The organism is Desulfurococcus sp. (genome assembly GCA_026626905.1).
Lineage (GTDB): Archaea > Thermoproteota > Thermoprotei_A > Sulfolobales > Desulfurococcaceae > Desulfurococcus.
The window spans coordinates 47,489-64,237 of record JAPNUX010000001.1 but is presented as its reverse complement, the minus strand read 5'-3'; the positions used below and the strand labels follow the sequence as shown (position 1 = coordinate 64,237).

Genomic DNA, 16,749 nt, shown 5'->3' with positions numbered 1-16,749 from the left:
CTATGGTTCTACCGTGAAGTATAGTCTCTTCTTGTTCTTTCCTTTATTCTCGACTCTCAGCAACTTGATTACTCCTATCTCTCCTGTGTTTTTAACGTGGGGTCCTCCATCAGCTTGAATGTCAACGCCGGGTATCTCCACGATCCTCAGCTTCTCAATGCTAGGCGGCATTCTTGCAGCGAGCTTCACTATGCCTGGTATCTTCAAGGCTTCCTCTCTCGGCAGCCAGTATACTTTCACCTCTATGTTTTCTGCTACCACCTTGTTTGCTTTAGCGATAGCCTCCTCGAAGACCTCCCGCTTGAACTCCTCTAGGCTGTAATCGTCGTAGGCGTATTCAGGAGTTATGTTGCCACCTGTGATCAGCGCCCCGTAATCCCTGTACATTACTGCTGAGAGTATGTGGGCTGCTGTGTGAAGCCTCATCAACCTGTACCTTCTCTCCCAGTCCAGCTGTAGCTTAACCTTTAGGCCTGGGGCTAGCTGTGATGGATCATCTACTTCATGTGCTACATCCCCAGTCTCCTTATCGTAGTAGACGCTTACAACCCTCAGGCTCCTACCCCCTGCAATAATGAATCCTGTATCGTTTTCAACACCGCCGCTCCGAGGGTGGAATATAGTTTTATCTAGGAAGACTTTGCTCCCGGTAACACTCTTCACAACTGCCTCATACTCCTTGATGTAGGAGTCGTACTGGTATACAAGCTCAGTCAAACCCGCCACCTCCATAGGGTATCGGCTGAAGGAATTAATAATGTTTAAGGTAGCCGGGCGGGGATTCGAACCCCGGTCTCGGGGTTTCCTCCCGTGTAAGGACCAAAGCCCCGCATCCTTGGCCGCTAGACGACCCGGCTACCTTCCAAGATATATTTCTTAGCGTGTTTTGGTGTTTTAAACGCTATTCTCTGTGTGAAGAGTGGAGTAGTGTTTTATAGGTCACCGTCTCGCTATTCTAGTTTTCATTAATGCTATTCCCTCAGCATGGTCTACTATGCGTTCTACATGCCTTAGCACTAGGAGGGCTACTGCATCAGTGTTCTCTACGAGGGGAGTTGACGATATCTTCTCAAGCTGGTTTAAGTAGAGTTTATCTGACTCTTCTCCAAGCCTTCTTAAACTATCAATACATGTAGTGCAATCCTCGAAGTAGACTCTATAAGCGTTTTCAGCTGCTTCAACTGCTATTCTTAAGGCTGGCTCAACAATACTCTTCAACCTCGGCGTAGAGAGGCTTACACCCTTTACGTCAGCTATGTATATCTCTCTAGCGTACCTCGCGAACCTGTAGACATCGTAGGTTAAGTAGAGCAGGTTACTCGCTTCTACGAGACTAGGGCCCAGCGGCTGTACTCTAGCAATATAGACTAGAATACTGTTAATGAGCTGATCACGGGTAACCATGAGTAGCTCGCCTTTCTCCTGGAATATTCTTCCAATTTCTCTCCTCACTTCATCTCCAGGCTCGAGTAGCATGGCGAGATCTCTGAGCAGGCTTAGAGCTTCAAGGTAGAGGCGGGCTACCTGGTTTCTAAGACTAGTTAGATCATAGCTCATGCTACCACGCTCCCTCAAGGAGCTTAACTGTCACCTCGTGCCTCGGGTGGAGGGTGACATCTTCAACCGGCCCCTCCTCGACGACTCTACCATCGAATAGAATGTATATGTAGTCGCCGACTCTAACAGCCTGATGGGGCATGTGGGTCACCATGATCACTGTGGTTTCATTCCGCAGTTCTCTTAAGCTCTCCTCGATCTTAATAGTGTTAACTGGGTCTATGTTAGCTGTCGGCTCATCGAGCAGGAGGATCTCGGGGTGAAGAGCTAGAGCTCTAGCCATGCAGAGCCTCTGCTTCTGCCCCCCGCTCAGTATTGTGGGAGGCTTATCCAGTCTATCCTTGACTTCATCCCAGAGCATCACCTTCTCTAGAGCCCACTTCACAAGCTTCTCTAGATCCCTTCTTCCTCTTGCAACCCCGTTTACTCTTGCTGGTAGAGCTACATTATCGAATATGCTTAGATTAGGGAAGGGTGTTGGCTCCTGCTGAACTAACACTACATGCCTCCTCAGCTCGTAGGGATCCCACTCGTATAAATCCCTCCCTAATACTACTACGCTACCGGATACTTCTGCCTCAGGATTCACATCTATCAGTCTATTCAGTACTCTGAGTAGAGTAGACTTGCCAGAGCCGCTTGGACCCATCACGACTGATATAGTATTGCGTTTAATGCTCATTGAAACCCCGTTTAAAACTGTCTTCCCATCGAATTTAACAACAAGGTTCTTTACTTCAACTATGTAAGCCGACACTACTTCCTCACCTCCCTCATAGAGACCTCGATGATTAGTGCAGCTATTAGAACAATCACCATGAGAACCAGTGTTGCAGCCCATGCTACCTCATGGTAGCTTCTGTAAGGGGTTCTAGCATAATTGAATATTAGGAGGGAGATAGCATTACCCGGTTGATCAATACCCTTGAAGACTGCATTCGTGAGGAAGCCGATTGTAAAGAGGAGGGGGGCTGTCTCCCCTATAGCTCTAATGAATGTCACCAGGACTCCCGAGGCTATCTGCTTGCCGGCTATACCGAGATAGATGTACCTGAATACATGGATTCTCTTGAAGCCTAGTGAGAGAGCTGCCTCCCTATACCTTTCCTCAACACTCCTTAATGCTGTTGAAAGATAGTAGTGGGCTGTAGGGAGGACTGCAATGAAGAGTGCTATAGCTCCTGCTAGAATGCTCGGGCGCCTCATCCATACAACTATTACCATGTAAACGAACATTGAGACAATGATTGTCGGGATACCATTGTAAGCTCTTATAACAGACTCAATGAGCTTAGAGGTCTTCGAGAACATGTATTCACGAGTAAAGAAAGATGTAAAGAACGCTAGTACTACTGCTAGAGCCACCGCTATACTCGACGAGAGCAGTGTCCCCACGAGTGCTGGAGCAATACCTCCACCCTCCTCCAGGGGGGTTGGAGGAAGGTCTGTGAGGAATGAAACACCCCTCTCCAGTAGAACGGGTAGTCCTTTAACCACTGTACTGTAGAGCAGGGAGAATAATACTAGAAGGCCTAGGGATCCTGCTGCAGCCACCAGGGTTAACATCAATCTATCTAAGATGAATCTGAGTCTTCTAGCCATAGATTACACCCTGCCACTTGTTAATCAAGGAGACACCAATGTAGCTGAAGATTAACGCGAGGATCATTACTAGTAGTACACCAGAGTAGAGTGCTTGAAACGCGCCCGGGTAGAGGAAGGAGCTCTCAAACTGGTTTACAACCCATGATGAAATAGTTGAACCAGGGTTGAAGAGGCAGGGGGATAGCAGGTACGCGTTGCCAATAGTTAAGGTGACTATTGTTGTCTCTCCTAGAGCCCTGCTGAGAGATAAGAGTACTGAGGCAACAATAATGGGCTTCATGACACCGAGGAGAAGCCTGTAGGCTTCAAACCTATAGAATCCAAGAGAGTAGGCTGCTTCAAGATACTTAACGGGGAGCGCACGGTAGCCTTCAATCAGGAGGGATGAAGCAAACGGGATTATCGAGAACCCTAAGACTACCCCGGCTGTCAGAATACTCTGGCCGCTTAAAGGCTCACAGGAGAACAACGGTAGGAAGCCGAGGTAGCTGTACAGCGGGCTGTAAACCTGGCTTCTCAGAAACTCTGCTACAATAGTGCTGCCCCACAGCCCGTAGATTACTGTGGGGATTGAACCCATGACCTCGACAAGCCTGTGAAGGATCCTCGAGGCAGATTTAGGTAGGAGATCCCCGATGAGAAACATCAAGGATACTGAGATAGGGGTTGCAATAATAGCTGAAATAAAACTTGAGATTAGTGTTCCAGCTAGAGCTGGAAGTAAACCATACGACTGGGAGGGTGGATCCCATACCACCCCTAGGATTAGGTTAACTCCGTAGGATTTGAATGCATCTAGAGATATAAGGAGGACGTGGAGGGTTAGGAGAGCGAGTATTATGAGAGGGATGAGAGAAGGGGTTAAAAGAATGTAGAAGAAGCTCTTATCTCTCCTAAATCTCAGCCACCAGTCTTCTCTAGTATCTCTGCAGCCTTTAAGCCTAGGCTTACTATTCTATCGGGGAGCGGGTAGTATCCTGGGAGAAGATACTGCTGACCCTTGGTTACAATGAATCTGATGAAGTCTGCTAGAGCTTTAGCTACTAGTGGATCATCGTATTTAGCGTAGAGTACCATGTGGGAGAATGCTGCTATAGGATAGGAGTTAGAGCCAGGTGCGTCTAGAGCTACATCGAGATCCATGCTGAAGTCGTCTAACGGGGAGTCTGGCAGCTTGCTTACAGCGTTCTCGAGGGCTGAGAGAACTGATTCACGAGTTGGAAGCGTGTAGTATCCATCCCTATTCATTAGCTTTGCTATAGGCATGTTTACTGCTAAAGCATACCCTGTTTCAACGTAGCCTATGGAGTAAGGGGTTTGCTGTATTAGCTGGGCTACACCCTCATTACCCTTACCACCTAGCCCTCTGCCAAGCTTGTCCACCGGCCAGTCTACTGTGAAGCCGACGAGATCAGACCCCCATATACTAGGAGCGACTTTATGCAGGTAGCCTGTGAAGATCCTTGTGGTCCCGCTGGAGTCTGTTCTATGAACTACAACTATATCCTTATCTGGGAGGAGGCTTGCTACCTCAGGGTTTACTCTCTTAATTCTCTCATCACTCCACTTTGAGATCTCACCCTTGTATATTAAGGCTAGTAGCTCGCCTGTCAAGTTAAGGTGAATGTTCTTCGGTAGCTCCGGTATATTGTAGGATATTGCTATTGCTCCTATGACTACTGGTATCTGGAGTATTTTACCCTGGTATTCAAGGTAGAGGTCTCTCTCTAAGGGCGGGTCGCTGAATGCGAATAGAACAGTTTTATTGAAGAGCATTGCTCTACCAGCACCACTCCCAACAGGATTATACTCTACTGTAATCCCGGTCTCCATGCTGAATCTCTTAGCCCACTCAAGCACCTGGGGGGCTGGGAATGTTGCTCCAGCCCCGTTAATCACTATTGACTGCTGGGTTGAACCTGGTGAGAATAGTGGGAGGAGGAGGTATAGTGCTAGAGCTATAGTAGCTACTGCTACAACTACAACTGCGATCTGAAGCACGGGTTTCTCCATAACATGCACCATGCTGGCTGAATGAACTTTACTGATTAAATACACGGTGTAGGGGTATGGTCGTACTGTAAGAGCATTCTTAAACCGTATATGTGATACGTACCAGTAGAATGGTGTCGTGGAGTGTACAGGAGGAGACTCCAGAAGATGGGGGCTGCATCGCTAGGGGTATCCCTGCCGAAGAAGTGGCTGCGCTACCACGGCTTGAAGAGAGGAGATGAAGTAGAAGTTGAAGTAGCTGAAGACTACACGTTGATCGTAAGGCCGTCTACTACTAGAAAGCCTGTTCAGCAGAGCTGCTTTACAGTAGACTACGAGGGCATAGGGTTTAACGAGGCATTCCTGAAGCTGGTGTCACTCTACGTTAATGGAGTAGACTTGATTAGAGTTAAATGCGGGTTGAAGTGCAGTGAGTTCAGGGAGAGAGTGTACAGGGTTCTCGAGTCAAGCTTAATCGGCTTAGAGGTCATCGAGGAGGGGGAAGGCTATATAACCTTCGCCTGCCTGGTTGACGTGGCATCACTACCCTTAATCGAGGCTGTTAGAAAGATGAGTAGGGCTCTACCATTATTCATAAGGGAGGTTGAAGAATCCATTAGAAGCAGGCTGGCTCTCGACGTAGAGGAGAGGGATGGATTAATCGACAAGCTATACCTCTACTCTATTAGGCAGTTGAATATGGTTATGCAGGGCAGGCTACCACTAGATAAAACCGGGTTGAAGTCTCTTAGCGAAGCCCTCTCTATTGCAAGCACGCTTAAAACTCTTGAGAGAATAGGCGACCACATAGTCCAGTTATACTACTGGTCTAGGGGTAGGAGTGCAGGCGAGCTGGAGAGTGTTGAAGGCTTCATGGAGAGGATCCGTGAAGCCATGATTAATATTCTCAGCGAGTACACTAGTATACTCGAGGATCCAGGCAGGCCTCTCAGCGTGGAGGAATCCATATTGAAGCTAAGGAGCCTGGAGGAGGAGTTGAAGAGCAGGGATATTGATGCAAGCGCGGTAGTACACTTGATGCGTATAATCGCGTATCTAACAGATATTGTTGAGGCTGCAATGGATATAGTAGTGAGTAGAAGCGTGAGATCCTCGAAGTGTGGCGACTAGCCTACTGCCAGCATGGCTACCAGTCCTACGAGAGAAGCAAAGACGTATGCTACTGAAAGCGAGATTGCTACAGCTAGTAGAGTCCACTTTAAGCTCCTTGTCTCAGAGTATATTGTCGCGATAGTTGCAAGGCAGGGCACGTAGAGGGTCACGAAGACTGCTAGAGATAGTAGCTGGGGGTCGCTTAACCCTATTAAAGCCATTGCATCCCTCATAGTGTCAGAGCCTGTTGCTATAAGCATAGCTGAAACCACGAGCTCTTTAGCGATGAAGCCTACTATGACTGCTAGAGAGGCTATCCAGGCGCTAGCCCCCGTAATCCCCAAGGGGGCTACAATTACTTCAATGCTTCTCGAGAGCTGTGCAGCAATACTCGTATTGATATCCTCAGTGTACTCTAAGCTAGGCGTAAAGTACATTAGGAACCAGAATACTATGCTGGCAGTGAAGATTATGAAGCCAGCTTTCCTCAGGAAATGCTTGACTGTGGCAGCTGTCTTCCAGTAGACTACTCTAGCTAGAGGCTTGTGGAGGGCTGGAACCTCCATTAGTAGCTGCGGCTCCCTCTCACCACTCCTGCTGAGCTTGTAGAGAGCATAGTTTACTAGGATGAAGGCTGCTATAGCAAGGATGTATGAGGCTGCTATTATAAGACCTGAGAAGAACCTGGTGACAGCGGCTGTGAAGGCTAGTAGAACAACTAGTCTAGCCTGGCAGGGTATGAATGAAAGCGTGAGTATTAATCTAAGCCTCTCAAGACTATTCGGGTTGGTTCTAGTAGCCATTATAGCTGGCACGTTACACCCGAAGCCCAGCATGAATGGGAAGAATGCATGCCCGCTGGCACCGATCTTCGAGAAGAGGCTGTGGGAGGCTACTGCCAGCCTTGGTGCAAGCCCGCTGTCCTCTATGACCACCTGGATTAAGACTACTATTAGAATTAAAGGCAGGAATACTAGTATGCCGGCAACTCCGCCTACAACCCCGTCAGCTATGAAACTGTAGAGTGCAGGATTAGAGTCTCGTAGAGGCTCCAGGATACCTGTGAGCAGGCTGAACCCTTTATCTATCAAGCCGCTTAGAGAGTACTCTTCAACAAGTGCTGCAGCATTCTCTAAGCCTAGAGATGAAAGTATGACGTTTAAGGGGAACCCTGTATTCAACGCGAATACAGCTGTGAATACTAGGAGGTATAATCCAACAGCTACAGTTAACCCTACTACAGGCTTGTAGAGGAGGGAGGGTGCTGGAGAAGCCTTGATTTTAGCCTTCGCTATATGCTTTGAAGCAATGCTTTCAATGAACTTGAAGCGGGCTTCCGTGATCTTCTCAGCTGGATCACCTACCAGCCTGTTGACTTCCTCGAGGATATCCTCAATAGCTTTAATGGAGTCTGATGGCAGAGCCTGCTTAACCTGCTCCCATAGTACTCTATCGCCTTCGAGAAGCCTTAGTGCAACCCATCTAGCAGGATACTCTAGTTTAGTCTTAGAGAGAATATCTTCTATAGCAGTAATGTACTCGTTGAGCAGGCCGTAGTCTACTCTCAACGGCTCTCTAACTCCACTTGAAGCTCTAACTATGGTTTCCAGTAGCTCCTCAGCCTCGAATTCTCCTGCTATGGATACAGGTACAACAGGTACTCCCAGCTCTCTAGCCAGCCCCTCGTAGTTTACATGAATCCCCTTCCCGTGAGCTAAGTCTGTCTTAGAGAATACTATTACTACTCTGCCTGTTAGCTCTAGAACCTGGACTGCCAGGTTCATTGTTCTCTCAGGTATCGTCGAGTCAACTATAACTACTACTACATCAGGCTTCTCGAGTAGCAGGGCTTCCCTGGCGACAAGCTCCTCTTGTGTTAGCGTTGTGAAACCGTATATTCCCGGTAGATCATAGATTACAATCCTGTAATCCCTGTAGGATACTTCACCCTTATGGACTACAACAGTTTTACCAGGCCAGTTGCCTACCTCAACATGGGCTTTTGTAAGAGTATTGAATAAACTCGACTTACCTACATTAGGCTGCCCTAGGAGTAGAACTTTGATTGTCTTAGGCACTACTCTCACCTTTAACAGGTTCTACTATGATCCTCCGGGCTAGTCCTCTTCCTACTACAACCTCCGAGCTGTTTACAGATATTACTACCGGCCCCCTCCCCTCATTGTAGACTACTTCAACTACCACCCCTGTGTAAACGCCTAGCTGGTAGAGCCTGTAAACCCACCCCCCGTGGTGGGCTATATCCACTATTCTCACCTTCGAGCCTGGCGGTACTTCATCTAGCGTCACATCCCCCCCCTCTATAGGAATGTTAGGTAAGCCTAACACCCTCTCAATAGTTTTAAAATTTTAATCAGGGTTAATAAGCCTGTGGAGATGAATACTCCTGCTGTTCTACAGTAGTGTAGTTAATAGGGTTTACTTTAATCCTTAAGGTTGTCGAGGCTTACTCGAGTGGTTTGCAGCGTGGTGTCAGCTTTGACTAGTATTGTCGAGCCGAGTGCTCTGGCTTCATGCGTGAAGAATGCTTCATGCAGCAGGGAGGTTGTCGAGTGGTTTAAAGGCGGGTTCTCTCAGAGTTATTCTTCAAGAGTATTCCAGGATGCTGTAAGATCACTCTGTAGTATTAAGCCTCTAGTAGGCTTAGAGGAGTACGCTGGCTTCATTAAGCGTGTCACTCTAGGGGTTGATGCTAGAAGAGTGATTGGAGAGCTTGAATTAATGATTTCATCTAGTATTGAAGGAGATCCAAGCCTGGCTTCCTGCGGTATAGTAGTGCTAGAATCTCTTGCCGAAGCGGGATTTCATGAGGGTGTCTACACGGCTCTCAGCAGGCTTGTCGTGAAGATGCTTTCAGGGAAGCCTGACTCCAGGGTCACTGACTTCTTAAAGGATGTTGTGAGAGGCCCTCTTCAAGCACTACCTCCAGTGTTCTCCTCAAGGATTCTCAGAGTGCTCGCGAATGCTAGAGGTGCTGGATGGCTACCTGTTAAAGTTGAAGCTATTAAAGAATTATCTCTCAACGAGGATTCAGGGAGTCTTCTACACGCTGAGTTCACTGAGGCTTTACTCAACCTCTTCAATAGTGCTCTCGACGAGCTACCTGCTTTAAGCCTGGATGAAGCTGCATCATACTACGCTGAGCTAGCTACAGCTTTCACGCACTTATACAAGAAGTGTCTTTCAGCACACCCCTTAGACTACTGTAGTAGTATTCTAAGCAGGGTTTCAGAGAGACTTGCAGCTATCGGTGGTAGACTGAACATTATAGTCTACTTCGACTCCCCGGGATAGGATTCACTGGTAAGTGACGTGAATACACTGATAACAGCTTCTCTCAGGGAGCCTAGTTTAACGCCTACTAGAAGTACTCCTCTCAGCTTCTCGAAGACGCTGTTAATGCAGTCTACGCTCCCGCAGCCTTTTAAAGCCTCCTCGAGTTCTTCGACTGCTTCACTAGGGTAGGCGAAGAAGTCCCCTGAGATCTCCACGTGCTTTATGACTCCTCCTTCAACTTCTACTTCAACATCAAGAGTCTTCTCTTCTCTAATAGTCCTCCTAGCCTTCAATACTCTACCTCACCTCTTGTAAATCCACTCTCTACTCTTATACTTAGCTGAGAGTTCTTCAGCTAGCTTTAACTCATCCTCACTGTACTCGTCGAAGTATACCTCAGCGTTTAAGGCTCTAGTGAAGCCTTTGAGTAGTGCTTCTACAACCTCCTCTCTACCTACATCCCTGGAGAGAGCTTCTCTGAGCGTTATAACTCTCTCCCTTATACTTGAGACTCCTTTAGCTTCAAGCTTTACTCTAGGTGCTCTGAGAACTCTAGCAGCTTCATCGAGGTCTGTAGCGTACATTAGCGTCCCGTGCTGTAGTAGAAATCCTTTTCGGCGTGCCTGCGCGCTACCAGATATCTTTCTTCCTTTTACTACTACATCGTTGACTGGCATGAAGGATGCTTCGCCGCCTAGAATTCTTATAGCTTCTACTATCCCACCACATATAATCCTGTAGCTTTCTGCGACATCACTTAGTACTCCTGTAGCTGGGAGGACTACACTGTATGTTACCTCGCCGTTTGAATCATGGTAGACTGAGCCGCCCCCGCTAATCCTCCTCGTCACATCAATGCCGTGTGAGGTAGCGTAGTCTACATCCACGGATTCACTAATCTTCTGGAAGTAGCCTATGGTGGCAGCTGAAGGCTTGAAAACGTAGAGTCTAAGAGTATCTGGTACTCTACCCTCTACCCTGAGGTTTAAGACTGCTTCATCCATACCCATATTCCAGTACGCGCTTGAGCCTTCAGTGTCAACTATGACTCTAAGCTTCAAGGCTTGAAGCCCCTGATCCACGTGTTAATAGCCTCCACCACTATAAAACTGTTATAGTACTGGTGGAGTATATGCTTATCAGGGCCTCGATAGGTACTCTCGCTAAGCTAGGCCTTCAATCTGTTAAAAGCATGGAGGAGCCTTTCACAGCATACTTCCTCCAGTACTCTAAGACAGGATGCCTGGGAGGCTGCCTCTACTGCACTCAATCATGGAGGTTCTTCAAGGGTGACTGGCTGGGTAAGATGGTGTGGCCGAGTGTTGAGTTGAGTGAAGTACTAGCAGCGTGGAGGGATGTATTCGAGAGAATATGCTTTCAGACAGTAATCAAGGAGAAGTTTATTGAGGAGGCCGTGGAGTTCGTGAGAGCTATTAGAGGTGTTTCAAGCAGGCCTCTATCTCTTGCTATAACCCCTGTCCCCGCAGGCATCCTAGAGGAGTTTAAGAGGCTGGGAGTTGACACGCTGGGAGTAGGCTTGGATACTCTGACAGAAGAGTTATTCGTGAAGTGGGGTAAACCGTACACTTGGAGCTTGTACTGGAGGTTTATTGAGAGTGGTGTCAGAGTGTTTGGGAGGGGCAACGTCTACGTGCACGTGATAGCAGGGCTAGGGGAGAGCTTGAAGGAGGCTCTTGAAACACTAGTGAAAATATACTCTACTGGAGCCCGTGTAGCACTATTCAACTACTTTGATCCAGCTTCCAGGAGGAGTATTGATAAAGGATACTACAGGATCCTCCAGATCGCGGTTGAACTACTTGAGAGCGGTGAGAACCCGCTGGAGTACATTGATGTAGACTCACATAGATTCAGGAGGAAGCCGAGAGTAGACTTCTATAGAGACCTCCAGACCCGCGGCTGCCCTGGATGCAATAGACCATTCTACACTGAGCTCCCTAGCTCCATATACAACTATCCTTCTCTAAGCCTCCTGAGAGAGCAGTGGGGGAGGGTGAGAGAGGAGCTTGAGAGTATAGGTGTTAGAGCTTGAAGTACTTTATCCATGCTGTAAAGTTCACCTCAGTATCTATAACAGGCTCAGCTTGCTGGCTTAACTGCAGGTTCTGCAGGGGCAGGTATCTCAGGCACATGACTCCCCTGCCAAGGGAGAGAGTTCTTGAAGTACTAGGAGAACTCTACGAGCAGGGGGTTAGAGGAGTACTAGTGAGTGGTGGTTTCACTAGGAGCGGAGTGCTACCTGTAGAAGAATTTATTGAGTCTTTAAGAGAAGCTAAGAGGAGGTATGGCTTCGTCTTCAACATTCACCCCGGGCTCCAGAGGAGTAGAGAGGTACTAGGGAGGCTTAGAGAAGTAGTCGATGTTGTAGACTACGAGTTCACGCTAAGCGATTACATCGCAAAGTACATTAGAGGGCTACCCTTCAATACCTCAGTGTACAGTGAGGTATTAGAGCTAATGGTTGAAGAAGGATTACACGTAGTCCCCCACCTCTACCTGTGGCATCCAGGCTTCACGATAGAGGTCTTCAAGAAGGAGTTGAAGACTGTGGAAGACTACGGGCTGGAGGAAGCTACACTCCTAGTATACATACCTGAATCAAAGCTAGTAGGAGAGCCGCCGGCATCTATTCTAGTAGAGAACTTGAGGGAGGCTAGAAGAGTGTTTAATGGAAGATTATATCTTGGATGCATGAGGCCTCATGGAGTTAAAAGAGAGCTGGATACAGTGGCTGTTAGAGAAGGATTAGTTGAGAGAGTAGCTAACCCACACCCCAGCCTACTCAACGAGGACTCCGAGCTCTACGATGCATGCTGCTCTATACCAGGCCACCTCCTCGAGAACTTTAGAGTTAAAGCAGCTCGAAGCCACGGCAACCACAGCTTAAAAGCTGAGAGCATGGGAGGCTAGCTTATACTTCAGCATAATCCTGCTACAGATGCTATTCTAGGAGGATGTAGGTGGGCTTACATTATAAGATTAGATTTATAAGTTTATAGAGTTCTAGATAAGCTATGTGGGGGTTAAATGTGACTATTGAAGACATTATCATATGGATTGGAACAAATATCCTTCAGAATCCAGCTATACTCCTAGGCCTAGTAGCCTTAATCGGCCTATCCCTCCAGAAGAAGCCGTTCAATGAGATTGTAAGCGGGACTATTAAAGTCATGATTGGAGTAGTCTTAATGCTGGCTGGAGCAGGCTTATTCGTCAACGAGCTCGTGAACTTCCAGAACATCGTGTATGCTGCAACCGGTGCATCCCCGCAGTACCCACCTAACTACGTGCCTATGAACACGCTGATAAGTACCTACGGTAGCTATGCTGTCACAGTAATGACTCTCGGATTCATTCTCCACTTAATAATCGTGAGGCTTATACCTGTATTCCGCCACGTCTACTTAACAGGGCATTTAATGTGGTGGGTTTCACTGCTAGTTGTTGCAACTATTCTAACAGTGAACCCCAAGGCATCTATGTGGCAGGTTGTCTTAATAGGCTCTATTGTAATGGCGTTATACTGGACAATACAGCCTAAGTACATGCATGGTGCTATGAAGACTCTAACAGGTTCAGAGGAGATAGGCTACGCGCATACATCTTCTCTAGTCGCGTGGATAGGATTCAAGGTTGGAAAGTATATTGGTAGACCCGAGGAGAGTACTGAGGAGTTGAAGATACCTGAATCTATATCGTTCTTCAAGGACTACTCTATTAGCACTGCGATAATTCTAGGGTTGATAATGGTTATCGCGTCAATCATAGGCTTATTCAAGGCTCCGGAGACTGTGGCAGGGTTAACGGGAGGCTTGAACCCTATAGTATGGGCTATAATAAGAGGATTATACTTTGCTGCAGCCATAGTCGTCCTGCTCACAGGAGTAAAAATATTTGTTGGCGAGATAATCCCAGCGTTCAAGGGTATATCTGAAAAAGTGATTCCGGGAGCTATACCAGCAGTAGACTGCCCGGTAGTCTTCCCCTACGCTCCTACAGCTGTTATCATCGGCTTCATCAGCGGCCTCATAGTATTCCTAGTGATGATGGCTGTATTCATGTGGACTGGCTTCTCAGTAATAGTTCCACCAATGATAATGCTGTTCTTCCCTGGTGGTGCTGCAGCTGTCTTCGGGAATAAGACTGGCGGGTGGAAGGGAGCTGTATTCGCTGGAGCATTAAATGGCTTTATACTAGCAATAGGGCAGGCTCTAGGATTAAAGGTCTTAACGTACGGGCCTGAGCTGGCTACACTAGGAGACCCAGACTGGTATGCAATAGTGTTAATACTAATGTTGATCTTAAAGCCTATCTTCGGCTCGTAGCTGCGGGAACCCTATAATATTGTTTTTTAGTTCCCTAATCCATATGATTTAGCTGGTGGTTCCTCGTGAAGTACTTGTTGAACAGGCCTCTCAAGGTTTTAACTGTATGCGGGGTAGGACAGGGTAGCTCACTGATCATGAGGATGTTTGTAGAAGATGTGTTGAGAGAGCTGAAGATACCTGCTAAAGTAGAGCACTCAGAGCTAGTTAGTGCTAAGAGTAGTGATGCTGATGTCATAGTAGCCTCAGTTCTCCACGTAAGCGAGCTTAAAGGCTCAGGGAAAATAGTTGTCGGGTTGAAGAACCTGGTGGATAAGAAGGAGATTAGAGAGAAACTCCTCCAGGCACTCCTAGAAAAAGGCATTATTGCATTGTAGGCTAAGGGTTTAAGCGGTGGGGTTCCGTGGACTGGCTGACGCTAGAAGATATACTTGTAGATGTTGAAGTCGGAGGCTGGGAGGAGGCTGTCCGAGTAGCCGGGGGAATCCTGTATAAGAGGGGGAGGATTGAGGAGAAGTATATTGACGCCATGATTAATACTGTTAGAGAGCTAGGCCCCTACGCTGTTATAGCTCCAGGTGTAGCACTACCACACGCAAGACCTGAGGATGGTGCTTTGAAGCCTGGCTTCAGTATTGTTGTCTTGAGAAAGCCTGTTAACTTCGGGTCTCCTAACGACCCGGTTAAAGTAGTTATAGCTTTCGCTTCACCCGACAAGAAGTCTCATCTACAAGCCCTCCAAGTGATCGCAGAGCTACTGTCCAACGAGGAAGCCCGCTCAGCATTAATGTCTGCTAGAGACCCCCGTGATATTCTAGCTGTAGTAGAATGCTTCACGCCTCGGGATGTAAGCGGGTAGCGTGAACTCTGCTATTTTATAGGGTGTAAGCCGCCTTGTCACGCGTGTGAGCCTACTGGTGGGCTTGCATGATACTAGAGGAACTATACCTTACAGTCTCCTCTCTAATTAAGAGGATTGTAGAGGAGGAGAAGGAGAGTATTGAGAGAGCCGCGGAGCTTCTAGCCAGCTCCCTTGAAAGAGGCGGAGTACTCCACGTGGTTGGAGCAGGGCATTCAGCAATAATTGGAGAAGAGCTCTCTTATAGGGCTGGAGGACTAGTCCCCGTAAACCCACTGGTTAACACTGATATAAACGTGTATCACGGTGCATTCAAGTCTACTAGCATGGAGCATGTTGAAGGGTATGCTGAAGTAGTCTTAAAGCACATGGGTGTTAGAGAAGGAGATGTAGTTCTAGTAGTCTCGAATTCAGGGGTTAACACGTTCCCAGTGGAGGCTGCCTTGAAAGCTAGATCCATGGGGTGTCCTGTAATAGCTGTGACTTCAGTCGAGTACTCGAAGAGCCTGCCCCCTAGAAACAAGTATGGTAGGAGGCTCTACGAGGTTGCTGATGTTGTTGTAGACAATAAGGTTCCTCGAGGAGATGCAGTACTAGAGGTGCCTGGCCTCAAGGTAAAAGTGTTCCCTGTCTCCACGATACTCTCAGCTTTTATAGCTCACGCTATCACGGCACTAGCTGTAGGGAAGCTTGCTGAGAGAGGAGTTGAGCCACCTGTATTCATGAGCTCGCATCTACCCGGCGCCCAGGAGCATAATATTAGGGTAGTTGAGAGATACAGAGATAGACTTAGATACCTGTAGGCGGGCTGGGATGAGCAAGCTAGTTTTAACTAATGCTAGAGTTGTAACACCATTCGAGGAGATCTATCCTGGGACAGTTGAAGTAGAAGGAGGAGTAGTTAGGAGAGTCTACGCTGGGAGGAATCCCGGCGGCGAGAACCTTGAGGGTAGGATACTAGCACCAGGCTTTATTGATATACACACTCATGGGATTAAAGGGTATGATATCACGAATAGTGCTCTAGAAGGCTTGGTTGAGAGAGTAGAGGAGACGCTAGCAGAGTTGAGTAGAGCCTACGCTACTCACGGCGTGGCTAGATTCCTCCCTACTACTGTGACAGCATCCCGTGAAACCCTTCTCACAGCTGCTAGAGGTGTTGCTAGATTTATCGAATCCCAGAGGAGTAGGATTGAAGGAGCTTTAGTTGAAGGATTACACTTAGAGGGACCATACTTAAGCAGGGAGAGAGCTGGAGCCCAGAACCCCGAGTTTCTTCGGCCCCCGAGTATTAGTGAGCTGAGAGAGTACTGGGAGGCATCTAAGGGTAGCTTGAAAACTATAACAATTGCCCCTGAGCTTGAAGGAGCATTAGAGTTCATAGAGTATGCTAGAAGCCTCGGGGTTTACGTTTCAATAGGTCATACTAACGCGTCATTCGAGGAGGCTAAGGCAGCTATAATAGCTGGAGCTAATAGGGCTACACACCTCTATAATGGGATGAGGCCAGTGCACCATAGAGAGCCTGGTGTTATAGTCGCACTCTTAGAGAGCCCTCAAGTATACTTGGAGCTTATATGCGACTTCATACACGTCTCGCCCAGGATGATTGAGTTCACGATAAGACATGCTGGTGTGGAGAGGATTGTAGCTGTCACAGACTCTATTGCAGCTACAGACCTCCCGGATGGAAGGTACACGCTTGGAGGCTTAGAGATTATTGTTGAAGGTGGTGTTAGCAGGCTGAAGGATGGAACACTCGCAGGGAGTACTCTCACAATGGATAAAGCTTTGAGAAACCTAGTTAAGCTAGGAGTCCCGTTGAAGGATGCTGTGAGAATGCTAACCTATAATCCTGCTTCAGCTGTAGGGCTACGTAATACTGGTGCAATTATACCCGGCTTCTCAGCTGACCTGGTAGTATTAGATGAAGACTTGAATGTTGAATCCCTGTATGTTCAAGGCGTGAGAGTACTATAG

At 47.6% G+C, this 16,749-nt stretch carries 19 protein-coding genes and 1 tRNA gene; 9 read left to right on the top strand and 11 right to left on the bottom strand.

All coding sequences use genetic code 11. The features are described from left to right. From alaXM to pstS, 7 genes are all read right to left on the bottom strand, one after another. The gene (gene alaXM / locus OWQ48_00360; protein ID MCY0867675.1) at positions 1-717 is read right to left on the bottom strand and encodes an alanyl-tRNA editing protein AlaXM; all 717 of its coding nucleotides are present in this window, start codon (positions 715-717) and stop codon (positions 1-3) included. A gap of 50 nt (positions 718-767) precedes the next feature. Then, positions 768-857 (bottom strand) — tRNA-Gln (locus OWQ48_00355). An 82-nt stretch (positions 858-939) separates the two neighbouring features. Next, on the bottom strand, positions 940-1,575 hold the full coding sequence (locus OWQ48_00350) for a phosphate uptake regulator PhoU (protein MCY0867674.1): 636 nt from the start codon (positions 1,573-1,575) through the stop codon (positions 940-942). Beyond that, positions 1,559-2,314, bottom strand: a complete 756-nt coding sequence (locus OWQ48_00345) for a phosphate ABC transporter ATP-binding protein (protein MCY0867673.1) — start codon at positions 2,312-2,314, stop codon at positions 1,559-1,561. Before OWQ48_00345 ends, OWQ48_00350 begins: the two co-directional genes overlap by 17 nt. Further along, positions 2,314-3,159 (bottom strand): ABC transporter permease subunit, encoded by an 846-nt coding sequence (locus tag OWQ48_00340; GenBank protein ID MCY0867672.1) that lies wholly within the window; start codon positions 3,157-3,159, stop codon positions 2,314-2,316. The genes OWQ48_00345 and OWQ48_00340 overlap by 1 nt, the downstream gene beginning before the upstream one ends. Then, positions 3,152-4,033 (bottom strand): ABC transporter permease, encoded by an 882-nt coding sequence (locus OWQ48_00335; protein MCY0867671.1) that lies wholly within the window; start codon positions 4,031-4,033, stop codon positions 3,152-3,154. The genes OWQ48_00340 and OWQ48_00335 overlap by 8 nt, the downstream gene beginning before the upstream one ends. Positions 4,034-4,062: 29 nt before the next feature. Next, positions 4,063-5,175: a phosphate ABC transporter substrate-binding protein PstS gene (gene pstS / locus OWQ48_00330; GenBank protein MCY0867670.1), complete on the bottom strand. Its 1,113-nt coding sequence runs from the start codon at positions 5,173-5,175 to the stop codon at positions 4,063-4,065. A 123-nt stretch (positions 5,176-5,298) separates the two neighbouring features. Between pstS and OWQ48_00325 the strand changes: the two genes are divergently transcribed. Continuing rightward, positions 5,299-6,285, top strand: coding sequence for a phosphate uptake regulator PhoU (locus OWQ48_00325; protein MCY0867669.1), 987 nt, complete (start codon positions 5,299-5,301; stop codon positions 6,283-6,285). Here the strand turns inward: OWQ48_00325 and feoB are convergent. Both feoB and OWQ48_00315 read right to left on the bottom strand, forming a co-directional pair. After that, on the bottom strand, positions 6,282-8,345 hold the full coding sequence (gene feoB, locus OWQ48_00320; GenBank protein ID MCY0867668.1) for a ferrous iron transport protein B: 2,064 nt from the start codon (positions 8,343-8,345) through the stop codon (positions 6,282-6,284). The two genes, OWQ48_00325 and feoB, sit on opposite strands and share 4 nt — an antisense overlap. Continuing rightward, a complete protein-coding gene (locus OWQ48_00315) occupies positions 8,338-8,577 on the bottom strand; it encodes a FeoA family protein (GenBank protein ID MCY0867667.1) in 240 nt (79 codons plus the stop codon). Before OWQ48_00315 ends, feoB begins: the two co-directional genes overlap by 8 nt. 177 nt (positions 8,578-8,754) lie before the next feature. Between OWQ48_00315 and OWQ48_00310 the strand changes: the two genes are divergently transcribed. Continuing rightward, positions 8,755-9,582, top strand: coding sequence for a hypothetical protein (locus OWQ48_00310; protein MCY0867666.1), 828 nt, complete (start codon positions 8,755-8,757; stop codon positions 9,580-9,582). Here the strand turns inward: OWQ48_00310 and OWQ48_00305 are convergent. Both OWQ48_00305 and OWQ48_00300 read right to left on the bottom strand, forming a co-directional pair. After that, positions 9,561-9,857 (bottom strand): ABC transporter substrate-binding protein, encoded by a 297-nt coding sequence (locus OWQ48_00305; protein MCY0867665.1) that lies wholly within the window; start codon positions 9,855-9,857, stop codon positions 9,561-9,563. The two genes, OWQ48_00310 and OWQ48_00305, sit on opposite strands and share 22 nt — an antisense overlap. Before the next feature lie 9 nt (positions 9,858-9,866). Then, the gene (locus OWQ48_00300) at positions 9,867-10,625 is read right to left on the bottom strand and encodes a biotin/lipoate A/B protein ligase family protein (protein ID MCY0867664.1); all 759 of its coding nucleotides are present in this window, start codon (positions 10,623-10,625) and stop codon (positions 9,867-9,869) included. A 71-nt stretch (positions 10,626-10,696) separates the two neighbouring features. On the opposite strand from OWQ48_00300, the gene OWQ48_00295 reads away from it, so the two are divergent. The 7 genes from OWQ48_00295 (at position 10,697) to nagA (ending at position 16,749) form a co-directional block, all read left to right on the top strand. Then, positions 10,697-11,617, top strand: a complete 921-nt coding sequence (locus OWQ48_00295) for a biotin synthase (protein MCY0867663.1) — start codon at positions 10,697-10,699, stop codon at positions 11,615-11,617. After that, positions 11,614-12,495, top strand: coding sequence for a radical SAM protein (locus tag OWQ48_00290; protein MCY0867662.1), 882 nt, complete (start codon positions 11,614-11,616; stop codon positions 12,493-12,495). Before OWQ48_00295 ends, OWQ48_00290 begins: the two co-directional genes overlap by 4 nt. A 119-nt stretch (positions 12,496-12,614) precedes the next feature. Next, positions 12,615-13,910 carry a PTS ascorbate transporter subunit IIC gene (locus OWQ48_00285; protein MCY0867661.1) on the top strand — a complete coding sequence of 432 codons (1,296 nt, stop codon included), beginning with the start codon at positions 12,615-12,617 and terminating at the stop codon, positions 13,908-13,910. Positions 13,911-13,975: 65 nt separating this feature from the next. Then, positions 13,976-14,287, top strand: coding sequence for a PTS sugar transporter subunit IIB (locus OWQ48_00280; GenBank protein ID MCY0867660.1), 312 nt, complete (start codon positions 13,976-13,978; stop codon positions 14,285-14,287). Positions 14,288-14,313: 26 nt separating this feature from the next. Continuing rightward, entirely contained in the window at positions 14,314-14,769 is a 456-nt protein-coding gene (locus OWQ48_00275; protein MCY0867659.1) for a PTS sugar transporter subunit IIA, read from the top strand. Positions 14,770-14,837: 68 nt separating this feature from the next. Beyond that, a complete protein-coding gene (locus OWQ48_00270) occupies positions 14,838-15,572 on the top strand; it encodes an SIS domain-containing protein (protein MCY0867658.1) in 735 nt (244 codons plus the stop codon). 10 nt (positions 15,573-15,582) lie between these two features. Further along, entirely contained in the window at positions 15,583-16,749 is a 1,167-nt protein-coding gene (nagA, locus tag OWQ48_00265) for an N-acetylglucosamine-6-phosphate deacetylase (protein MCY0867657.1), read from the top strand.